Annotated in this window: 15 protein-coding genes; 11 read left to right on the top strand and 4 right to left on the bottom strand. The window is 58.4% G+C overall.

From position 1 onward, the window contains the following. Window positions 1-28: 28 nt before the first annotated feature. Genes cmoA through AB5Y83_RS18945 form a run of 5 tightly spaced genes read left to right on the top strand, consistent with a single transcriptional unit; the run spans window position 29 to window position 5,101 of the window. Entirely contained in the window at window positions 29-775 is a 747-nt protein-coding gene (gene cmoA, locus AB5Y83_RS18965) for a carboxy-S-adenosyl-L-methionine synthase CmoA (protein WP_368175763.1), read from the top strand. After that, window positions 772-1,749: a tRNA 5-methoxyuridine(34)/uridine 5-oxyacetic acid(34) synthase CmoB gene (gene cmoB / locus AB5Y83_RS18960; protein ID WP_181223684.1), complete on the top strand. Its 978-nt coding sequence runs from the start codon at window positions 772-774 to the stop codon at window positions 1,747-1,749. The genes cmoA and cmoB overlap by 4 nt, the downstream gene beginning before the upstream one ends. A gap of 52 nt (window positions 1,750-1,801) precedes the next feature. Next, entirely contained in the window at window positions 1,802-2,590 is a 789-nt protein-coding gene (locus AB5Y83_RS18955; RefSeq protein WP_368175762.1) for an ATP-dependent zinc protease, read from the top strand. A 3-nt stretch (window positions 2,591-2,593) separates the two neighbouring features. After that, a complete protein-coding gene (locus AB5Y83_RS18950) occupies window positions 2,594-4,132 on the top strand; it encodes an inactive transglutaminase family protein (protein ID WP_005337699.1) in 1,539 nt (512 codons plus the stop codon). A gap of 3 nt (window positions 4,133-4,135) precedes the next feature. Continuing rightward, window positions 4,136-5,101: an alpha-L-glutamate ligase-like protein gene (locus AB5Y83_RS18945; RefSeq protein WP_182963588.1), complete on the top strand. Its 966-nt coding sequence runs from the start codon at window positions 4,136-4,138 to the stop codon at window positions 5,099-5,101. Between the two features lie 249 nt (window positions 5,102-5,350). Here the strand turns inward: AB5Y83_RS18945 and AB5Y83_RS18940 are convergent, their stop codons facing one another. Next, window positions 5,351-5,953: a peroxiredoxin C gene (locus AB5Y83_RS18940; RefSeq protein WP_368175761.1), complete on the bottom strand. Its 603-nt coding sequence runs from the start codon at window positions 5,951-5,953 to the stop codon at window positions 5,351-5,353. Between the two features lie 146 nt (window positions 5,954-6,099). Here AB5Y83_RS18940 and AB5Y83_RS18935 point away from each other — a divergent pair, with 146 nt between their 5' ends. The 3 genes from AB5Y83_RS18935 (at window position 6,100) to AB5Y83_RS18925 (ending at window position 8,137) form a co-directional block, all read left to right on the top strand. Next, a complete protein-coding gene (locus AB5Y83_RS18935) occupies window positions 6,100-7,008 on the top strand; it encodes a hydrogen peroxide-inducible genes activator (protein WP_005337702.1) in 909 nt (302 codons plus the stop codon). 191 nt (window positions 7,009-7,199) lie between these two features. Further along, window positions 7,200-7,649 (top strand): C40 family peptidase, encoded by a 450-nt coding sequence (locus AB5Y83_RS18930; RefSeq protein ID WP_005337703.1) that lies wholly within the window; start codon window positions 7,200-7,202, stop codon window positions 7,647-7,649. Window positions 7,650-7,960: 311 nt separating this feature from the next. Then, on the top strand, window positions 7,961-8,137 hold the full coding sequence (locus AB5Y83_RS18925) for a hypothetical protein (RefSeq protein WP_005337704.1): 177 nt from the start codon (window positions 7,961-7,963) through the stop codon (window positions 8,135-8,137). A gap of 147 nt (window positions 8,138-8,284) precedes the next feature. Here the strand turns inward: AB5Y83_RS18925 and dsdC are convergent, their stop codons facing one another. Then, window positions 8,285-9,229 carry a DNA-binding transcriptional regulator DsdC gene (gene dsdC, locus AB5Y83_RS18920; protein ID WP_236367363.1) on the bottom strand — a complete coding sequence of 315 codons (945 nt, stop codon included), beginning with the start codon at window positions 9,227-9,229 and terminating at the stop codon, window positions 8,285-8,287. Window positions 9,230-9,452: 223 nt separating this feature from the next. Between dsdC and dsdX the strand changes: the two genes are divergently transcribed. The 3 genes from dsdX to AB5Y83_RS18905 all read left to right on the top strand — a co-directional run bounded on the left by dsdX (window position 9,453) and on the right by AB5Y83_RS18905 (window position 12,623). Further along, window positions 9,453-10,790 (top strand): D-serine transporter DsdX, encoded by a 1,338-nt coding sequence (dsdX, locus tag AB5Y83_RS18915; RefSeq protein WP_368175760.1) that lies wholly within the window; start codon window positions 9,453-9,455, stop codon window positions 10,788-10,790. A gap of 16 nt (window positions 10,791-10,806) precedes the next feature. Continuing rightward, window positions 10,807-12,138, top strand: coding sequence for a D-serine ammonia-lyase (locus AB5Y83_RS18910; protein ID WP_368175759.1), 1,332 nt, complete (start codon window positions 10,807-10,809; stop codon window positions 12,136-12,138). Window positions 12,139-12,446: 308 nt separating this feature from the next. Then, complete coding sequence (locus tag AB5Y83_RS18905) at window positions 12,447-12,623, top strand: hypothetical protein (RefSeq protein WP_005337712.1); 177 nt, start codon at window positions 12,447-12,449, stop codon at window positions 12,621-12,623. Between the two features lie 72 nt (window positions 12,624-12,695). On the opposite strand, the gene icd is transcribed toward AB5Y83_RS18905, so the two are convergent. Both icd and AB5Y83_RS18895 read right to left on the bottom strand, forming a co-directional pair. Beyond that, window positions 12,696-13,949 (bottom strand): NADP-dependent isocitrate dehydrogenase, encoded by a 1,254-nt coding sequence (icd, locus tag AB5Y83_RS18900; protein WP_042083919.1) that lies wholly within the window; start codon window positions 13,947-13,949, stop codon window positions 12,696-12,698. 156 nt (window positions 13,950-14,105) lie between these two features. After that, on the bottom strand, window positions 14,106-14,981 hold the full coding sequence (locus AB5Y83_RS18895; RefSeq protein WP_164979925.1) for an AraC family transcriptional regulator: 876 nt from the start codon (window positions 14,979-14,981) through the stop codon (window positions 14,106-14,108). Between the last annotated feature and the right edge of the window lie 107 nt (window positions 14,982-15,088).

The following is a 15,088-nucleotide window of genomic DNA, read 5'->3' as shown; positions in this document are numbered from 1 at the left end:
GATGTCCCGACTGTCAGGCTGCGCCAGCATGCATACCAAAGATCAAATTTTTGCCGCCCCGATCGCCCGATTGGGTGACTTCTGTTTTGACGAACAGGTCGTCGACGTGTTTCCCGATATGATCCAGCGCTCGGTGCCGGGTTACAGCAACATCATCTCTGCCATCGGCATGATGGCTGCCCGCTACGCCCAACCCGAGAGCCGACTCTATGATCTCGGCTGCTCACTGGGCGCCGCGACCCAGGCGATGCGTCGCCATGTCAGCCAGCCCGGCTGCCGCATCACCGCGGTGGATCTCTCCCATCCGATGATTGAGCGCGCCCGCGCCCACCTCTCCGGTTTCAAATCCGAGGTGCCGGTGGAGCTGGTGGAAGCAGATATCTGCGACATCGAGATCGAGAACGCCTCCGTGGTGGTGCTCAACTTCACCCTGCAATTTGTCGAACCAGAGAAACGGGCCGCCCTGATCCAGCGCATTCACGATGGGCTGCGCTCGGGCGGGATCCTGATCCTGAGCGAAAAGTTCCGCTTCGAAGATGAACCGGTCAACGAGTTGCTCATCGATCTGCATCTCGACTTCAAGCGGGCCAATGGCTACAGCGAGCTGGAGATCAGCCAGAAACGCACTGCCCTTGAGAACGTGATGCGCACCGACAGCCTGCCGGTGCATCAGGCACGCCTGCGGGATGCCGGTTTCGTCCATCAGGATCTCTGGTTCCAGTGCTTCAACTTCGGCTCCATGATTGCCATCAAATCCAGCGACGCCCAGCCATGATCGACTTTGCCAATTTCTATCAACTGATTGCCAAAAACCGGCTGAGCCACTGGCTGCATACCCTGCCAGCCCAGCTGCACGCCTGGCAACATGACAACCAGCATGGCGACCTGCCGCGCTGGAATCGCGCCCTCAACAAGCTGCCGCAAGTGGCTCCCGGCAACATCGAGCTGAAAAGCCGGGTCGAGATTGGCTCGGCCGAGAGCCTTGGCGAAGGTGAGCGCAAGAAGGTCGAGAGCCTGCTGCGCCACTTCATGCCCTGGCGCAAGGGGCCGTTCACCGTGCACGGCATCCATATCGATACCGAGTGGCGCTCTGACTGGAAGTGGGATCGGGTGCTGCCCCATATCAGCCCGCTCGAAGGCCGTTATGTGCTGGATGTGGGCTGCGGCAGCGGTTACCACCTCTGGCGCATGGTGGGTGAAGGGGCTCGGCTTGCAGTCGGCATCGACCCGAGCCCGCTGTTCCTCTGCCAGTTCGAGGCCATTCGCCACTTCGCAGGCAATGATCAGCGCGCCCACCTGCTGCCGCTCGGTATTCAGGAGCTGCCGGAGCTGCGTGCCTTTGACACCGTCTTCTCCATGGGGGTGCTCTATCACCGCAAATCCCCCATCGAACATATCGAGCAGCTGCGCAATCAATTGAAAGATGATGGCGAGCTGGTGCTGGAGACGCTAGTGATTGATGGCGGGGTCAACGACGTGCTGATGCCCACCGACCGTTACGGCAAGATGCGCAACGTCTGGTTTATTCCCTCAAGCCGCGCCCTCAAGCTGTGGGTCGAGCGCTGCGGCTTCACCGACGTGCGGATAGTAGACGAGAATATGACCAGCACCGACGAACAGCGTCGTACCGACTGGATGATTAATGAATCCCTGAGTGACTATCTGGATCCAGACAATCCGGCACTCACGGTAGAAGGACACCCGGCGCCGAAACGTGCCGTACTGATTGCCCGCAAGGCCAAAGACTAGCCGGTGGCGCTTGTGGAAGTTACACTGACCCAATTCCAGGAAGCACAGTTAAATGAATGACATGAAAAGCAAATTAAAAGGAATGACCCTGCTCTCCCTGCTTAGTCTCGGCGGGTGTGTCAATATGGAAAAAGCGCCTCAGGTCCCTGCTCTGACGCTGGCCGAGCTTCGTAGCGAGCTGAGCCAGAGTGAGCAGCGCCTGCAAACATCCATGGAACAGCAACAGAAGCAGTATGTGCAGCAACAGCACCTGCTGGTTCAGCTCAACACAGATGTCACCAATATGAAAGAGTCCGTCAAGCAAGTAGACCACAAGCTCGCCACCCTCCCCTCCGAGCCGCCCAAGCCGATGTCCATCCCCACCGAGAAGTGCCCGGCCCCCAATCAGGGTCACACCATCGATGGCAAACTGATGGTCGGTGAAGCCGAGTGGATCTGGGTTGATGCGGCCAACGACGCCTTCCAGGCGCGGGTCGATACCGGAGCGACCACCTCCTCCATCAGTGCGCAGGAGATCACCATTTTCGAGCGCAACGGCAAAAACTGGGTGCGCTTCTTCCTGAGCCATCAGGAAGTGGACGACAAGATCCAGATCGAAGCGCCGCTGGTACGCCATGTGCGGGTGCGTCAGGCCTCTGCCGACGATCTGGACCGCCGTCCGGTAGTGCGTCTGGCCGTGCGCATTGGCGACATGACCGAGAAAGCCGAATTTACCCTGAAAGACCGTAGCGACATGACCTTCCCTGTGCTGCTGGGTCGCGAATTTTTGAAAGACATCGCCGTGGTTGATGTGGCCCGCGAATATATCCAACCCAAACCCAAGCTCAAGGATGTGAAATAATCCATGGTTTCCCGTAAGCCGTTCTATTTGCTGGTAGCCCTGCTGTACATTGTCGGCCTGGGGATGACGATCTATCACCATATCGCGTTGGATGTGCCGCTGACGCCCGGTGAAAAGCGCCAGATCTGGTCCATCGAAGCCAAGCTGGAGTTTGAGGCGACCGGTGAGCCGGTGATCGCCTCCCTGGCCATTCCGGGCACCCAGCCCGGTTTCACCCTGATGAACGAGAACGCCGCCAGCCCCGGCTACGGCCTCTCCTTTGTCGAGAAAGATGGCGATGCCCGTGCCGAGTGGTCCATCCGCACCGCCTCTGGCCGTCAGGAGCTCTATTACCGCGTCGACATGATGGCGGATGCCCACGCCAAACCGGCCGCCAATCCGCAGCCGCCTGCCATCGAGAAGCAGATCGAGAGTGAGCCTTATGCCACCGCGATGAAACAGATCCTCGAGCGGGCGCAGGAGCGCTCTGCCGATGGCTACACCCTGACTCGCGAGATCATCAAGGAGATCGAGAAGCAGGAGCAGAATGCCGAGCTGCTGAAAAAGCACAAGAGCCGCGCCAACCTGATCGCCGAGCTGCTCAACAATGCTGACGTCCCCACCCGCGTGGTGCATGCCCTGAATCTGGAAGATGGCCGCCGTCGTCAGGAGCTGGTGGATTACCTGCAGGTATTCAACAGCCCGACCGACTACAAGCTGTTCAACCCGCAAACCGGTGAACAGGGCCGTCCGGCCAACCTGCTGCTGTGGGAATACAACTCCGGCGCCCTGCTGGACGTGACCGGTGGTCACAACTCCCGTGTCAGCTTCTCGATGATCGAGCAGGAGCAGCCGGTTAGCGTGGCACTGGCGCAGAAGTTCGAAAAATCAGAGATGATGAACTTCTCCATCCACAGCCTGCCGCTGGAAGAGCAGACCCTGTTCAAGGGCTTGCTGCTGATCCCGATCGGCGTGCTGATGGTGGTGTTCCTGCGGGTTCTGGTGGGGATCAAAACCTCCGGTACCTTTATGCCTGTGCTGATCGCGGTCGCCTTTATCCAGACCTCGCTGGTCACCGGTCTCATCGGCTTCCTGCTGATCGTCGGCACCGGTCTCATCATCCGCTCCTATCTGTCGCGGCTTAACCTGCTGCTGGTCGCCCGAATATCGGCCATCATCATCATGGTTATCTCGATGATCGGTATCTTCTCCGCGTTCGCCTTCAAGCTGGGGCTGACCGACGGTATGAAGATCACCTTCTTCCCGATGATCATCCTCTCCTGGACCATCGAACGGATGTCCATCCTGTGGGAAGAAGAGGGCCCGAAAGAGGTGTTCCGCCAGGGTGGTGGCTCTCTGCTGGTTGCCGTCATCGCCTATCTGGCCATGGATAACGAGCTTATTCGTCACCTCACCTTCAACTTCCTCGGCCTGCAGCTGGTGCTGATGGCGACCGTGCTGTTGATGGGTAACTACACCGGCTACAAGCTGAGCGAACTGAAGCGCTTCAAGCCGCTGGTGGACGAAATGAAATCTGGCGTCACCCCGGGTAAGGACAAGTAACCGATGTGGTTCTGGGAAAAATACACAACCCCGTGGAGCCTGTCCCAATCAGGCATCCTCGGCATGAACAAGCGCAACCACTCCTATATCAGCCGCTACAATCCGCGCAGCCTCTATCCGCTGGTGGATGACAAGCTGCAGACCAAGCAAATTGCGCTGGATGCAGGGGTCACCGTGCCTGAGCTGATCGGTACCATCCGTGCCCAGCACGATGTGGGTCGCATCACCGAGCTGGTAAAAGATTGGCCGGGCTTCTGCATCAAGCCGGCCCGTGGTTCGGGCGGCAAGGGGATCCTGGTGATCCTGCGCCAGGAAGATGGCCTCTTCTACAAGCCCAACGGCAGCGCCTCCAACGGTCAGGATCTGGAGCGCCATGTCTCCAACATTCTGGCGGGGCTCTATTCGCTCGGCGGCAAGCCAGACGTGGCACTGGTCGAAGGCCTCATCAACTTTGATGATGTGTTCGACGGCTACTCTTTTGAAGGGGTACCCGATGCCCGGGTGATCATCTTCAAGGGGTTCCCGGTGATGGCGATGATGCGCCTCTCCACCGCAGCCTCCGATGGCAAGGCGAACCTGCACCAGGGCGCCGTGGGGGTGGGTCTGTGCCTGCGTACCGGTCGTGCCCTGCGGGCGGTGCAGTTTGGCAATCCGCTGCGCCACCATCCGGACACCGGCCTCGATCTCTATGAGCTCAAGGTGCCCCACTGGGATACCCTGCTCACCCTGGCCGCCTCCTGCTACGAGATGTCGGGTCTGGGTTATATCGGTACCGATATGGTGCTGGACAAGTTCCGCGGCCCCATGCTGCTGGAGCTCAACGCCCGTCCGGGTCTTGCCATCCAGATCGCCAACGGTCGCGGCCTGGTGCCCAATCTCAAGACCATCGAGAAGCTGGGGCAGGTGAAGATGAACGTGGATCAGCGGGTCAATTTCGCCAAGGATCACTTCGGGATCTTTGAGGAATAACACCTCCGCTTGTGAACTGAGCGCGCCTATGGCGCGCTTTTTTTATGGCGATTGTCTGTCGGCATATCCCCCCACCCAGCCATTCGGATCAGCACCTCATTTCGAAACAACGAGTACGCCAGCGAACAGCTGCTTGGAATAGCGATGGAGCGAGAAAAGTGTGACCGGCGATATCAGGGGGATAGATGACTCACAGGTATAAAAAAACCGGCGCCAAGACGCCGGTTCTTCAAGGAGAGTACAACTCGATTACAGGGAGTCAGCGTTCTCGGACAGGTACTTGGCAACGCCGTCCGGAGAGGCTTGCATACCTTTTTTGCCTTTTTCCCACTGAGCCGGGCACACTTCGCCGTACTCTTCGTGGAATTGCAGGGCATCGACCATGCGCAGCATCTCGTCGATGTTGCGGCCCAGCGGCAGATCGTTGACAACCTGGTGACGAACGACACCGTTCTTGTCGATCAGGAAGGAGCCACGGAACGCCACGCCGGCTTCCGGATGCTCAACGTCATAGGCTTTGCAGATTTCGTGTTTCACGTCGGCGATCAGCGGGTACTTGACCTGACCGATACCGCCATCTTCCACTTTGGTGTTGCGCCATGCGTTGTGGGAGAACTGTGAATCGATGGAAACACCGATCACTTCCACGCCACGCTTCTGGAACTCTTCATAGCGGTGATCGAAGGCAATCAGCTCGGACGGGCAGACGAAGGTGAAATCGAGCGGATAAAAGAAGACAACGGCAGCTTTGCCTTTGATGTGGGATGACAGGTTGAATGAATCAACGATCTCGCCATTACCCAAAACAGCTGCGGCGGTAAAATCGGGTGCGGGACGGCCTACCAATACCATATTCAATTCCTCTTTATGTGAAGTGAACAATCCGGTGAGGATTGGGCTACCTAGAGCCAAGTCCATCTAATTCAAGCGACAAACTATAGACCCGGTGGTAGATTAGTTAAATCAAATTAAATAGATAGCATTAATCGGGTTTTTCTATGCAACGTTGGCCCAGCCTCAAACAGCTGCAATATCTGGTCGCTCTCGATGAGCACAAGAACTTCAACCGCGCCGCCAAGGCCTGTCATGTCAGCCAGTCGACCCTGAGTACCGGGATCCAGACGCTGGAGGACATGATGAACCTGCAACTGGTGGAGCGGGACCACAAGAGCTTCATTATGACCCCGGTCGGCATGGAAATCGTCGAGCGCGCTCGCAATTTGCTCTCCGATGCGCGGGATCTCATGGAGCTCGGGCAACATCAGGGCGGCGTGATGCAGGGGACGGTACGTCTTGGCTGCATTCCCACCATCGCCCCCTTCCTGCTGAGCAAGCTGCTGAAAGAGTGCAGCAAAACCTATCCTGACCTCGAATTGTTGCTGCGTGAAGACACCACCAGCAATCTGCTCAAGCAGCTGGAACAGGGTCAGCTCGACTTGCTGATCCTCGCCCTGCCCATCGAGATCGGTGGATTTCACTGCAAGACCGTCGGCCAGGATCCGTTCCACATGGTGATGCCCGCCAGCATGGCGGCCGGTCTGCATACCCCGTTCGACTACAAGGAGCTGCCCAACCAGAGCATCTTCCTGCTGGAGCGGGAGCACTGCCTCACCGAGCACGCAGTGAGCGCCTGTCGCCTGCGGGACAAGAGCAAGATCAACCCGTTCGCCGCCACCAGCCTGCACACCCTGGTACAGATGGTGGAAGCGGGTCTTGGCACCACCTTCCTGCCGCAGATGGCCATCGATGCAGGCATTCTTGCCAACTCCGATCTGGTGGCCATCCCGCTGCCGGGAGAGACCTCCTATCGCGAAATCGGGTTGGTCTGGCGCCCCAGCACCACCCGGGTGCAGACCTTCTACAAGCTGGCCGAGCTGCTTAAACCGCTGATCAGCCACAACGAGTGACAACAAACGCCAGCCCTCGGGTTGGCGTTTTTCAGTTCCCCACCACATTTTTCCTCTCGGAGACTAGGTCTGGAGCCAGATCCTTGTTTATGATGGAAAAGTTGTCGCGCCCCCTACCGCCAAAACGATTTGGCAGGATATGGCGTTCGATAAATGTCTCGTTTGGTAGACCTGTCCGTGGAGAGAGCCCGATGTATCGCAAGCTGCTGCTATCCCTGCTGACTCTGCTGCTGGCCGCCTGTTCCAGCACGCCGGAGCCGCCTCCGGCCCCCCGGCAGAGCAGTGCCTTTGATGGCTTCTACCAACAATGGCGCGGTGTTCCCTACCGCATGGGCGGCGCCAGCCGTGCCGGGCTAGACTGCTCCGCCTTCACCCAGCTCGCCTACAGTCAGGTGCTGGGCTTCAACCTGCCAAGAACCACCGAATCTCAGGCCAGCATTGGCAAACCGGTGGATCGCTACCGGCTGCAACACGGGGATCTGGTCTTCTTCAAAACCGGCTGGCAACAGTACCATGTGGGGGTCTACACAGGTGCCGGCGAGTTTATTCACGCCTCCACCAGCAAGGGAGTGATCCGCTCCCGCCTCGACAACGTCTACTGGAACAGTCGCTACTGGCAGGCACGTCGGGTGACCCAGTAGCCGCTCAAACGCCTGCTTGCGGCACAAGTTGCGTGCCGATACTCTCCGTCAATCCCTGTCGCGATGTCGGGACACACAACCCGCGCTTATAACTCAATTGGACCCAAAGCCTGCATATCACACCATTTTGTGATAAGGTGGTGGCCAATTTTTAACACTTTTGCCTTTTTCTCATACGCTCTCTGTCCTGATTGACAACACGCGCGGCGACAACAAGCAGCGCGCGGCGAAAGTGGAGTGTGGCGCAACACTGCCGGACGGGTGTCCCACAGCTGCAGTATCAAGGGTTAAATAGATAAGGAGATCGTGCAATGAAACAGTATCAAAGCTGGCTGGGGCAATACCTGATGAGTCGCCGTGACGGTGACCACGCCATGGCATGCGAGATGGCGAGTTCCATCTGCGAGTTCTGGCAGCAGCAGGGTGATGAAAACGAACTGGACAAGTGGCAGCAGATTTACCAGAACCATCTGGAAAAGACCACCTGATCCCGACCGTTGCCTTGCTGCCAGCCACGGTTGGCAGCAAGGCTATTCCGCTGACACTCTCCCCTATTTCCCGCCATGTTAAACCGCTACCTCCGTTAACTCGCATGTTGCCGCCGCCATTTTGTTCTCTCGCCTGACAACAGCGGCTCATTCCATCTCGGCAGCCATTTCCTGCGCCCAGTCGATAAAGGCCTGGATCTTGGGACACGCCCGATTGGGCAGGGTCGCCATGTAATAACGCTGCTCGCACTTGATCTCCAGCCCGGCAAAAGGGGCCACCAGCTCGTTGCGTGCCAGTCGCTTGCTCACCAGATTCTTGCGCCCCATGGCGATCCCGGCGTGATTCATGGCGGCGATGATGGCGAGATCCGAGCGATCAAAACCCATGCTCAGCTGGCATGCCTCGAGGCTGACCCCGGCGTGGCGAGCCCAGCTGCTCCATTCGTCGGTATCCGAGTCAAATCCCCATGCCTGCCGATCATGAAGCAGACGGCACAAGGACAAGTTGGCGGGATTACCGACAAGCCTGTGCTGCTCGGCATATGCCGGGCTGCAGACCGGCAGCATGTACTCATCCATCAGCGGGTGGATGGCAAGCCGCTCCGGACTCTTCTCATCGAAATAGAGGGTCAAATCGATGCCATAACCATGCAGGTTGATGTTCTCGTTGCCGGTGATGATATTGAGCTCGATCTGCGGATGCAGGCGGGAGAAATCCGCCAACCTGGGCACCAGCCAGCACTGGGCGATGGAGGGACGCGAATAGATGGTCAGGGTACCGGAGAGCTCCTGATTCTTGATCTCCAGGATCTCCTGATTGATGAACTCCAGCGAGGATTTGAGCGCCCAGAACACCCGCTGCCCATCCGCCGTCAGTACCACCTTGCGGTGAAAACGCTCAAAGAGCTTGAACCCCAGCTCCTCTTCCAGCGCGCTGATCCGGTGACTCACGGCACTGGGACTCAGCGACAATTCATCAGCTGCCATGGCAAAGGATCCGTGGCGGGCGGCCGCCTCGAAGGTGTGCAACTTGGCCAACTGGTAGCCGCTCAACAGCTTGTTGCGCGATATGTAATTATCCCCGTTATACATTCATCCCCCTCTTCGCAATGGCCGCCGATGATACACCCACAGGCCACTTTCAGGATGAAACCAAAAGACCCAAAGAGTGTGATTTCGATAAATTGTGACCAATGTAGCGCTCTTGCATCACCTCGGCTCACCCAAGTGGTCGATTTCATCATTTGTCAGCCCCGCCTCATTTTCATTCAATAAGCGCATAAACAATCACACACAACAGATGTCGAGGCGCAGTATGAGTTCAGAGGTATGGGTCATCGCTACCTTGCTAAGTAGCATCGTTCTTATCGTGGTCACCATAGTGAAGGGCAAGGTGCATCCTTTCCTTGCCCTGCTGCTGGCTAGCTTCTATGTCGGCACCCTGATGGGGATGGAGCCCCTCAAGATGGTCAGCGCCATGGAAGATGGCATTGGCGGCACGCTAGGCTTTCTCGCCGCCGTCATCGGTCTTGGCACCATACTCGGCAAGATGATGGAGGTGTCAGGGGCGGCGGAGCGCATCGGCCTCGCCCTGCAGAAATGCCGCTGGCTCTCGCCACAGGTCATCATGGTGCTGGTGGGTCTGGTGTGCGGCATCACCCTGTTTGTCGAAGTCGGGGTGGTGCTGCTGATCCCGCTCGCCTTCTCTATCGCCCGCAAGACCAGAACCTCGCTGCTGACCCTGGCCATTCCGCTCTGCACCGCCCTGATGGCCGTGCACTGCATCGTACCGCCCCACCCGGCAGCCCTCTACGTCACCAATCAGCTGGGCGCCGATGTGGGATCCGTCATCGTCTATGGTCTGGCGGTCGGGCTGTTTGCCTCGCTGGTGGGCGGTCCGCTGTTCCTCAAGCTGCTGGGTAACCGGATTCCATTCAAGGAGGTACCCGCTGCCTTTGCCGACATCAAGGCCCGCGATGAAGCAACTCTCCCGACCTTAAGCGCCTCGCTCTTCACCGTGCTGCTGCCCATCCTGCTGATGCTGGCCAAGACGGTCGCCGAGCTCAACATGGATCACGCCAGCCACCTCTATACCGTGCTGGAGTTTATCGGCAACCCCATCACCGCCATGTTCATTGCCGCCTTCACCGCCTACTACGTGCTGGGGATCCGCCAGCAGATGAAGATGGAGGGACTGCTTAACAAGACCGAGGAGTGCTTCTCCTCCATCGCCAATATCCTGCTCATTATCGGAGCGGGCGGCGCCTTCAACGGCGTACTCAAGGCGAGTGGGCTGGGCGACTCTCTGGCCACTATCCTCTCCCAGTTGGATATGCACCCGATTCTGCTGGCCTGGCTGGTGGCTATCGTGCTGCACGCCGCCGTGGGCTCCGCCACCGTCGCCATGATGGGCGCCACCGCCATCGTCTCCCCCATCATGGTGCACTACCCGAACATCAGCCCGGAGATCATGACCCTGGCCATCGGCTCCGGTGCCATTGGCTGCACCATAGTGACTGACTCTCTGTTCTGGCTGGTCAAGCAGTATTGCGGCGCCACCCTGAACGAAACGCTCAAGTACTACACCACCGCCACCTTTGTCGCCTCCCTGATGGCGCTGGCCGGTACCTTCTTGCTCTCCTTTATCGTGTAACAAGACCGAGAACACTATGAAAAACATCGACGTCCAACAGCTCACTGCGCAATTTCCACTAGTGCAATCCCTGATCGCGCTTGAGCCAGTCACCTGGTTCAACCCCAACACCACCACTCTGGCTGCCGGTCTGCCCTATGTGGGGCTCGATAACCGCAATGTGGCGGACGCTTCCGCTCGGCTGGCCCGCTTCGCCCCCTACATGTGCGAAGCCTTCCCCGAGACCCGCGCCAGTAACGGCATTCTGGAGTCCGAGATCGCCGCTATTCCGGCGATGCAGGCTACGCTCAACCGGCGCTACGGGGTTGAGGTCACCGGTCGACTGCTGCTGAAAAAAGACAGTCACCTGCCCATCTCCGGCTCCATCAAGGCGCGCGGCGGTATCTACGAGGTGCTGGCCCATGCCGAGCTGCTGGCCATCAAAGCCGGTCTGCTGCGAGAAGAGGATGACTACAGCAAGCTCTTTAGCGAGGAGTTCCGCCAGTTCTTCAGCCAGTACAGCATCGCGGTAGGCTCCACCGGCAATCTTGGCATGTCCATCGGCATCATGAGCGCCAAGCTGGGCTTTACCGTCACCGTCCACATGTCGGCCGACGCGCGGGAGTGGAAAAAACGCAAACTGCGTGAACATGGCGCCATCGTGGTCGAATATGCCGAAGATTACGGGGTTGCGGTGGAACAGGGGCGCAAAGAGGCCGAGCGCGATCCCAACTGCTTCTTTATCGATGACGAGAACTCCCGCACCCTGTTCCTCGGCTACTCGGTGGCGGGCGAGCGGGTGAAAACGCAGTTCGACCAGATGGGCATCAAGGTGGATGCCGACCACCCGCTGTTCGTCTACCTGCCCTGCGGCGTGGGTGGCGGCCCGGGCGGCGTGGCCTTTGGTCTCAAGCTCGCGTTCGGAGACAACGTCCACTGCTTCTTCGCCGAGCCCACTCACTCCCCCTGCATGTTGCTGGGGGTCCACACCGGATTGCATGATGCCATTGCGGTGCAGGATCTGGGCATCGATAACCTCACCGTAGCCGACGGCCTCGCTGTAGGTCGCGCCTCCGGCTTCGTCGGCCGCGCCATGGAGCGGTTGCTGGCGGGCTTCTACACCCTGAGCGATCAGGAAATGTATGACCTGCTCGGACTGCTGGCGCGCGATGAGCAGATCAAACTGGAACCCTCGGCGCTGGCCGGTATGGCTGGCCCTTGGCGCGTAGCGGCAGATCCGGCATGGCAAACTGCGCAGGGACTGGACGCTGCGACCATGGCCCGCGCCACCCATCTGGTGTGGGCCACTGGCGGTGGCATGGTGCCCGCCGAGGAGATGGCAAAGTACCTGGCCAGCGCCAAGATCTAGGCTGTTTCGCCACATTTATCTGCAAATCAACCCGCCATCACGGCGGGTTTTCTGTTGTGGGAACAAGGGGATGGGGCTGTTCTGTCGCAGTCCATGGCGACAATTTCCCCAAGTTGGTCAGTTTGTGCTAAAATGGCGCTCATTTTTTGACATCTCGCGTCACGTTCGCCGCCAGATTGCCCATCGGGCTCTCTGCCCGGGTCGTGAATTTGCACCATCATGCCTGATGATGTCCCCCCCTGGATGAGCCGACAGGCTCCCGTCACGGTGGGCACCCTCAAGGGCACATGAGATAAGGAGATCGGGTAATGAAACAATATCAAAGCTGGCTGGGAGATTATCTGATGAGTCGACGTGACGGAGATCACGCGATGGCTTCGGAACTTGCCAACACCATCTGCGCCTTCTGGAAGGCCCAGGGTGATGAAGCAGAAACCAGCAAATGGCAGCAACGCTATCAGCAACACGTAGAGCAGGCGCAGTAAGCCCCTTCACTCTTTCGCGATAAAAAAACCGGCGCACATGGCGCCGGTTTTGCGTTTCTGGCAAGCAGCAGATTACATCTGCTCGATCATGTCCTGAGCAAACTGGGAGCAGGAGCGCAGGGTGGCCCCTTCCATCAGACGCTCGAAGTCATAGGTGACGGTCTTGTTGCGGATCGCCGCTTCCATCCCCTTGATGATGAGATCGGCCGCTTCGACCCAGCCCATGTGGCGCAGCATCATCTCGGCGGAGAGGATCAGGGAGCCCGGGTTGACCTTGTCCTGACCGGCATACTTCGGTGCAGTACCGTGGGTCGCTTCGAACAGGGCCACGCCGTCACCGATGTTGGCTCCCGGTGCGATGCCGATACCGCCTACCTGAGCGGCCAGCGCGTCGGAGATGTAGTCGCCGTTGAGGTTCATACAGGCGATGACGTCATACTCGGCCGGACGCAGCAGGATCTGCTGCAAGAAGGCATCGGCGATGACATCCTTGATGACGATGGTCTTGCCGGTTTTCGGGTTCTTGAAGGAGCACCAGGGGCCGCCGTCAATCAGCTGGGCACCGTACTCGTTCTGGGCCAGAGCATAACCCCAATCCTTGAAGGCACCTTCGGTGAACTTCATGATGTTGCCCTTGTGCACCAGAGTCACGGAGTCGCGATCGTTGTCGATGGCATACTCGATGGCGGCACGCACCAGACGCTCGGTACCGGCTTTGGACATGGGCTTGATGCCGATACCGCAGGACTCGGGGAAGCGAATTTTCTTCACGCCCATCTCGTTTTGCAGGAAGGCGATCACCTTGTTTGCTTCGGCGCTGTCGGCCTTCCACTCGATACCGGCGTAGATGTCTTCGGCGTTTTCGCGGAAGATCACCATGTCGGTCAGATCAGGACGTTTCACCGGGCTCGGGGTGCCGTCGTAGTAACGCACCGGGCGCAGGCAGATGTAGAGATCCAGCTCCTGACGCAGAGCCACGTTGAGGGAGCGAATACCGCCACCGACCGGAGTAGTCAGCGGGCCCTTGATGGCCACGCAATATTCACGAATGAAATCCAGGGTTTCGGCCGGCAGCCAGGCACCTTCGCCATAGACATGAGTCGACTTCTCGCCGGTATAGATCTCCATCCAGGCGATCTTGCGCTCGCCCTTGTAGGCTTTCTCGACCGCAGCATTCACCACATTCAACATGGCCGGGGTTACGTCAACACCGATGCCATCCCCTTCAATAAACGGAATGATCGGATGGTTGGGAACCTGCAGCTTGCCGTTGGCATCGACTGTGATTTTCTGACCCTGGGTCGGGATTACTACTTTGCTTTCCATCGGCATCTCCTAACTTCCGTTTGTTATCAACTTGTTTGTTGCGCGCGGCCATCTTAGCCCATTCATTTTCATAATAAAACGACAAGAAAGCATGTCAGACCAAAGAGGTAGCCACCCGCCAGTGCGCCGTCACCACGCCTTCCCGACCCAGCCCAGTTATCCCTCCAGCTCGCTGGCCACCGCCTGCGGCTGACTCAGGGAACGATACTGGGAAGGGGTCAAGCCGGTCTTCTGTTTGAACACCCGGCAGAAGTAGTTCACGTCACTGTAACCGCAGCGACTGGCCACCTCTTCAAGACGAAAACGGTACTTTTTCAGCATGAATTTGGCCCGATCGATCCGCACCCAGCTGATGTAATCGGCAAGGCGCATATGACCCTGCTCGCGAAACAGGTGGGAGAGATGGCTGGCTGAAACGTTGAAGCGGTGGGCAATGGAGTCACGGGTGATGGGACGGTGAAAGTTCTCCTGGATATAGATGCAGATCCCGTGAAAGAGCTCTGCCCCCCGTGGCCGATCCGTGGCGGACTCCAACAACAGCTGACGGGCACTCGCCAGCAGGGCCTGCAGCAGGTGATCATCGGTGGGGGAGCGACCTGGATCCTCGGTCAGTACGTTCAGCGCCGCCAAAATGTGTTCGATCACATGGCCCGCCCGCGCCATGATGCTGTGCTTTTGCACATCGAAGAAATCGGGATCTTCACGGCGCTTGCTCACCAAGCTGAACCCCAGCTGGCGTTTGCCAAACAGCAGGCTCAGCACCGAGCAGTCGGTGGTCCAGAGCGGCTTGTTCCAGCCGTTGGGGGGAATATAGAGCGCCTGCCCTGGTAACACGCTGATCTCTCTGACCCCCTCCTCCCTGTCCCAGATCTGGTTGAGATACTCGCCACTAAAGACCAGCTCGAGGCGGGGAAAGTTGACCTGATAACTGAAACTGGGTGGCACCCCCTGTTCACTGGCAAACCAGATTTGGTCAAATGGAACCTGTTCGCTCAGGGCTCCGTCGAGCAGTTGGCTGAAGATGAGAGACATGGTGATCCTGATCAAGAGAGAGGCAAGCGGTTGCGGCGCGCACGACCGCCCATGTTATAGTCCGGTCCACAGCAGTAATGCCACCCTTTTCTGCACCCGATTTTCTT

The sequence above is a fragment of the Aeromonas sp. R5-4 genome (assembly GCF_040908215.1).
Classification (GTDB): Bacteria; Pseudomonadota; Gammaproteobacteria; order Enterobacterales; family Aeromonadaceae; genus Aeromonas; species Aeromonas veronii.
The sequence above is the reverse complement of the archived record's forward strand: the minus strand, read 5'-3'. Positions and strand labels throughout refer to the sequence as shown.

Excerpts from the sequence above, each read along its gene's own strand:
- AB5Y83_RS18955 (WP_368175762.1), top strand. The coding sequence starts at position 1,802 with ATGAATGACATGAAAAGCAAATTAAAAGGAATGACCCTGCTCTCCCTG.
- AB5Y83_RS18950 (WP_005337699.1), top strand. The coding sequence starts at position 2,594 with ATGGTTTCCCGTAAGCCGTTCTATTTGCTGGTAGCCCTGCTGTACATT.
- AB5Y83_RS18935 (WP_005337702.1), top strand. The coding sequence starts at position 6,100 with ATGCAACGTTGGCCCAGCCTCAAACAGCTGCAATATCTGGTCGCTCTC.
- AB5Y83_RS18905 (WP_005337712.1), top strand. The coding sequence starts at position 12,447 with ATGAAACAATATCAAAGCTGGCTGGGAGATTATCTGATGAGTCGACGT.
- AB5Y83_RS18925 (WP_005337704.1), top strand. The coding sequence starts at position 7,961 with ATGAAACAGTATCAAAGCTGGCTGGGGCAATACCTGATGAGTCGCCGT.
- dsdC (WP_236367363.1), bottom strand. The coding sequence starts at position 9,229 with ATGTATAACGGGGATAATTACATATCGCGCAACAAGCTGTTGAGCGGC.
- cmoA (WP_368175763.1), top strand. The coding sequence starts at position 29 with ATGCATACCAAAGATCAAATTTTTGCCGCCCCGATCGCCCGATTGGGT.
- AB5Y83_RS18910 (WP_368175759.1), top strand. The coding sequence starts at position 10,807 with ATGAAAAACATCGACGTCCAACAGCTCACTGCGCAATTTCCACTAGTG.
- AB5Y83_RS18945 (WP_182963588.1), top strand. The coding sequence starts at position 4,136 with ATGTGGTTCTGGGAAAAATACACAACCCCGTGGAGCCTGTCCCAATCA.
- AB5Y83_RS18940 (WP_368175761.1), bottom strand. The coding sequence starts at position 5,953 with ATGGTATTGGTAGGCCGTCCCGCACCCGATTTTACCGCCGCAGCTGTT.
- cmoB (WP_181223684.1), top strand. The coding sequence starts at position 772 with ATGATCGACTTTGCCAATTTCTATCAACTGATTGCCAAAAACCGGCTG.
- AB5Y83_RS18930 (WP_005337703.1), top strand. The coding sequence starts at position 7,200 with ATGTATCGCAAGCTGCTGCTATCCCTGCTGACTCTGCTGCTGGCCGCC.
- icd (WP_042083919.1), bottom strand. The coding sequence starts at position 13,949 with ATGGAAAGCAAAGTAGTAATCCCGACCCAGGGTCAGAAAATCACAGTC.
- dsdX (WP_368175760.1), top strand. The coding sequence starts at position 9,453 with ATGAGTTCAGAGGTATGGGTCATCGCTACCTTGCTAAGTAGCATCGTT.
- AB5Y83_RS18895 (WP_164979925.1), bottom strand. The coding sequence starts at position 14,981 with ATGTCTCTCATCTTCAGCCAACTGCTCGACGGAGCCCTGAGCGAACAG.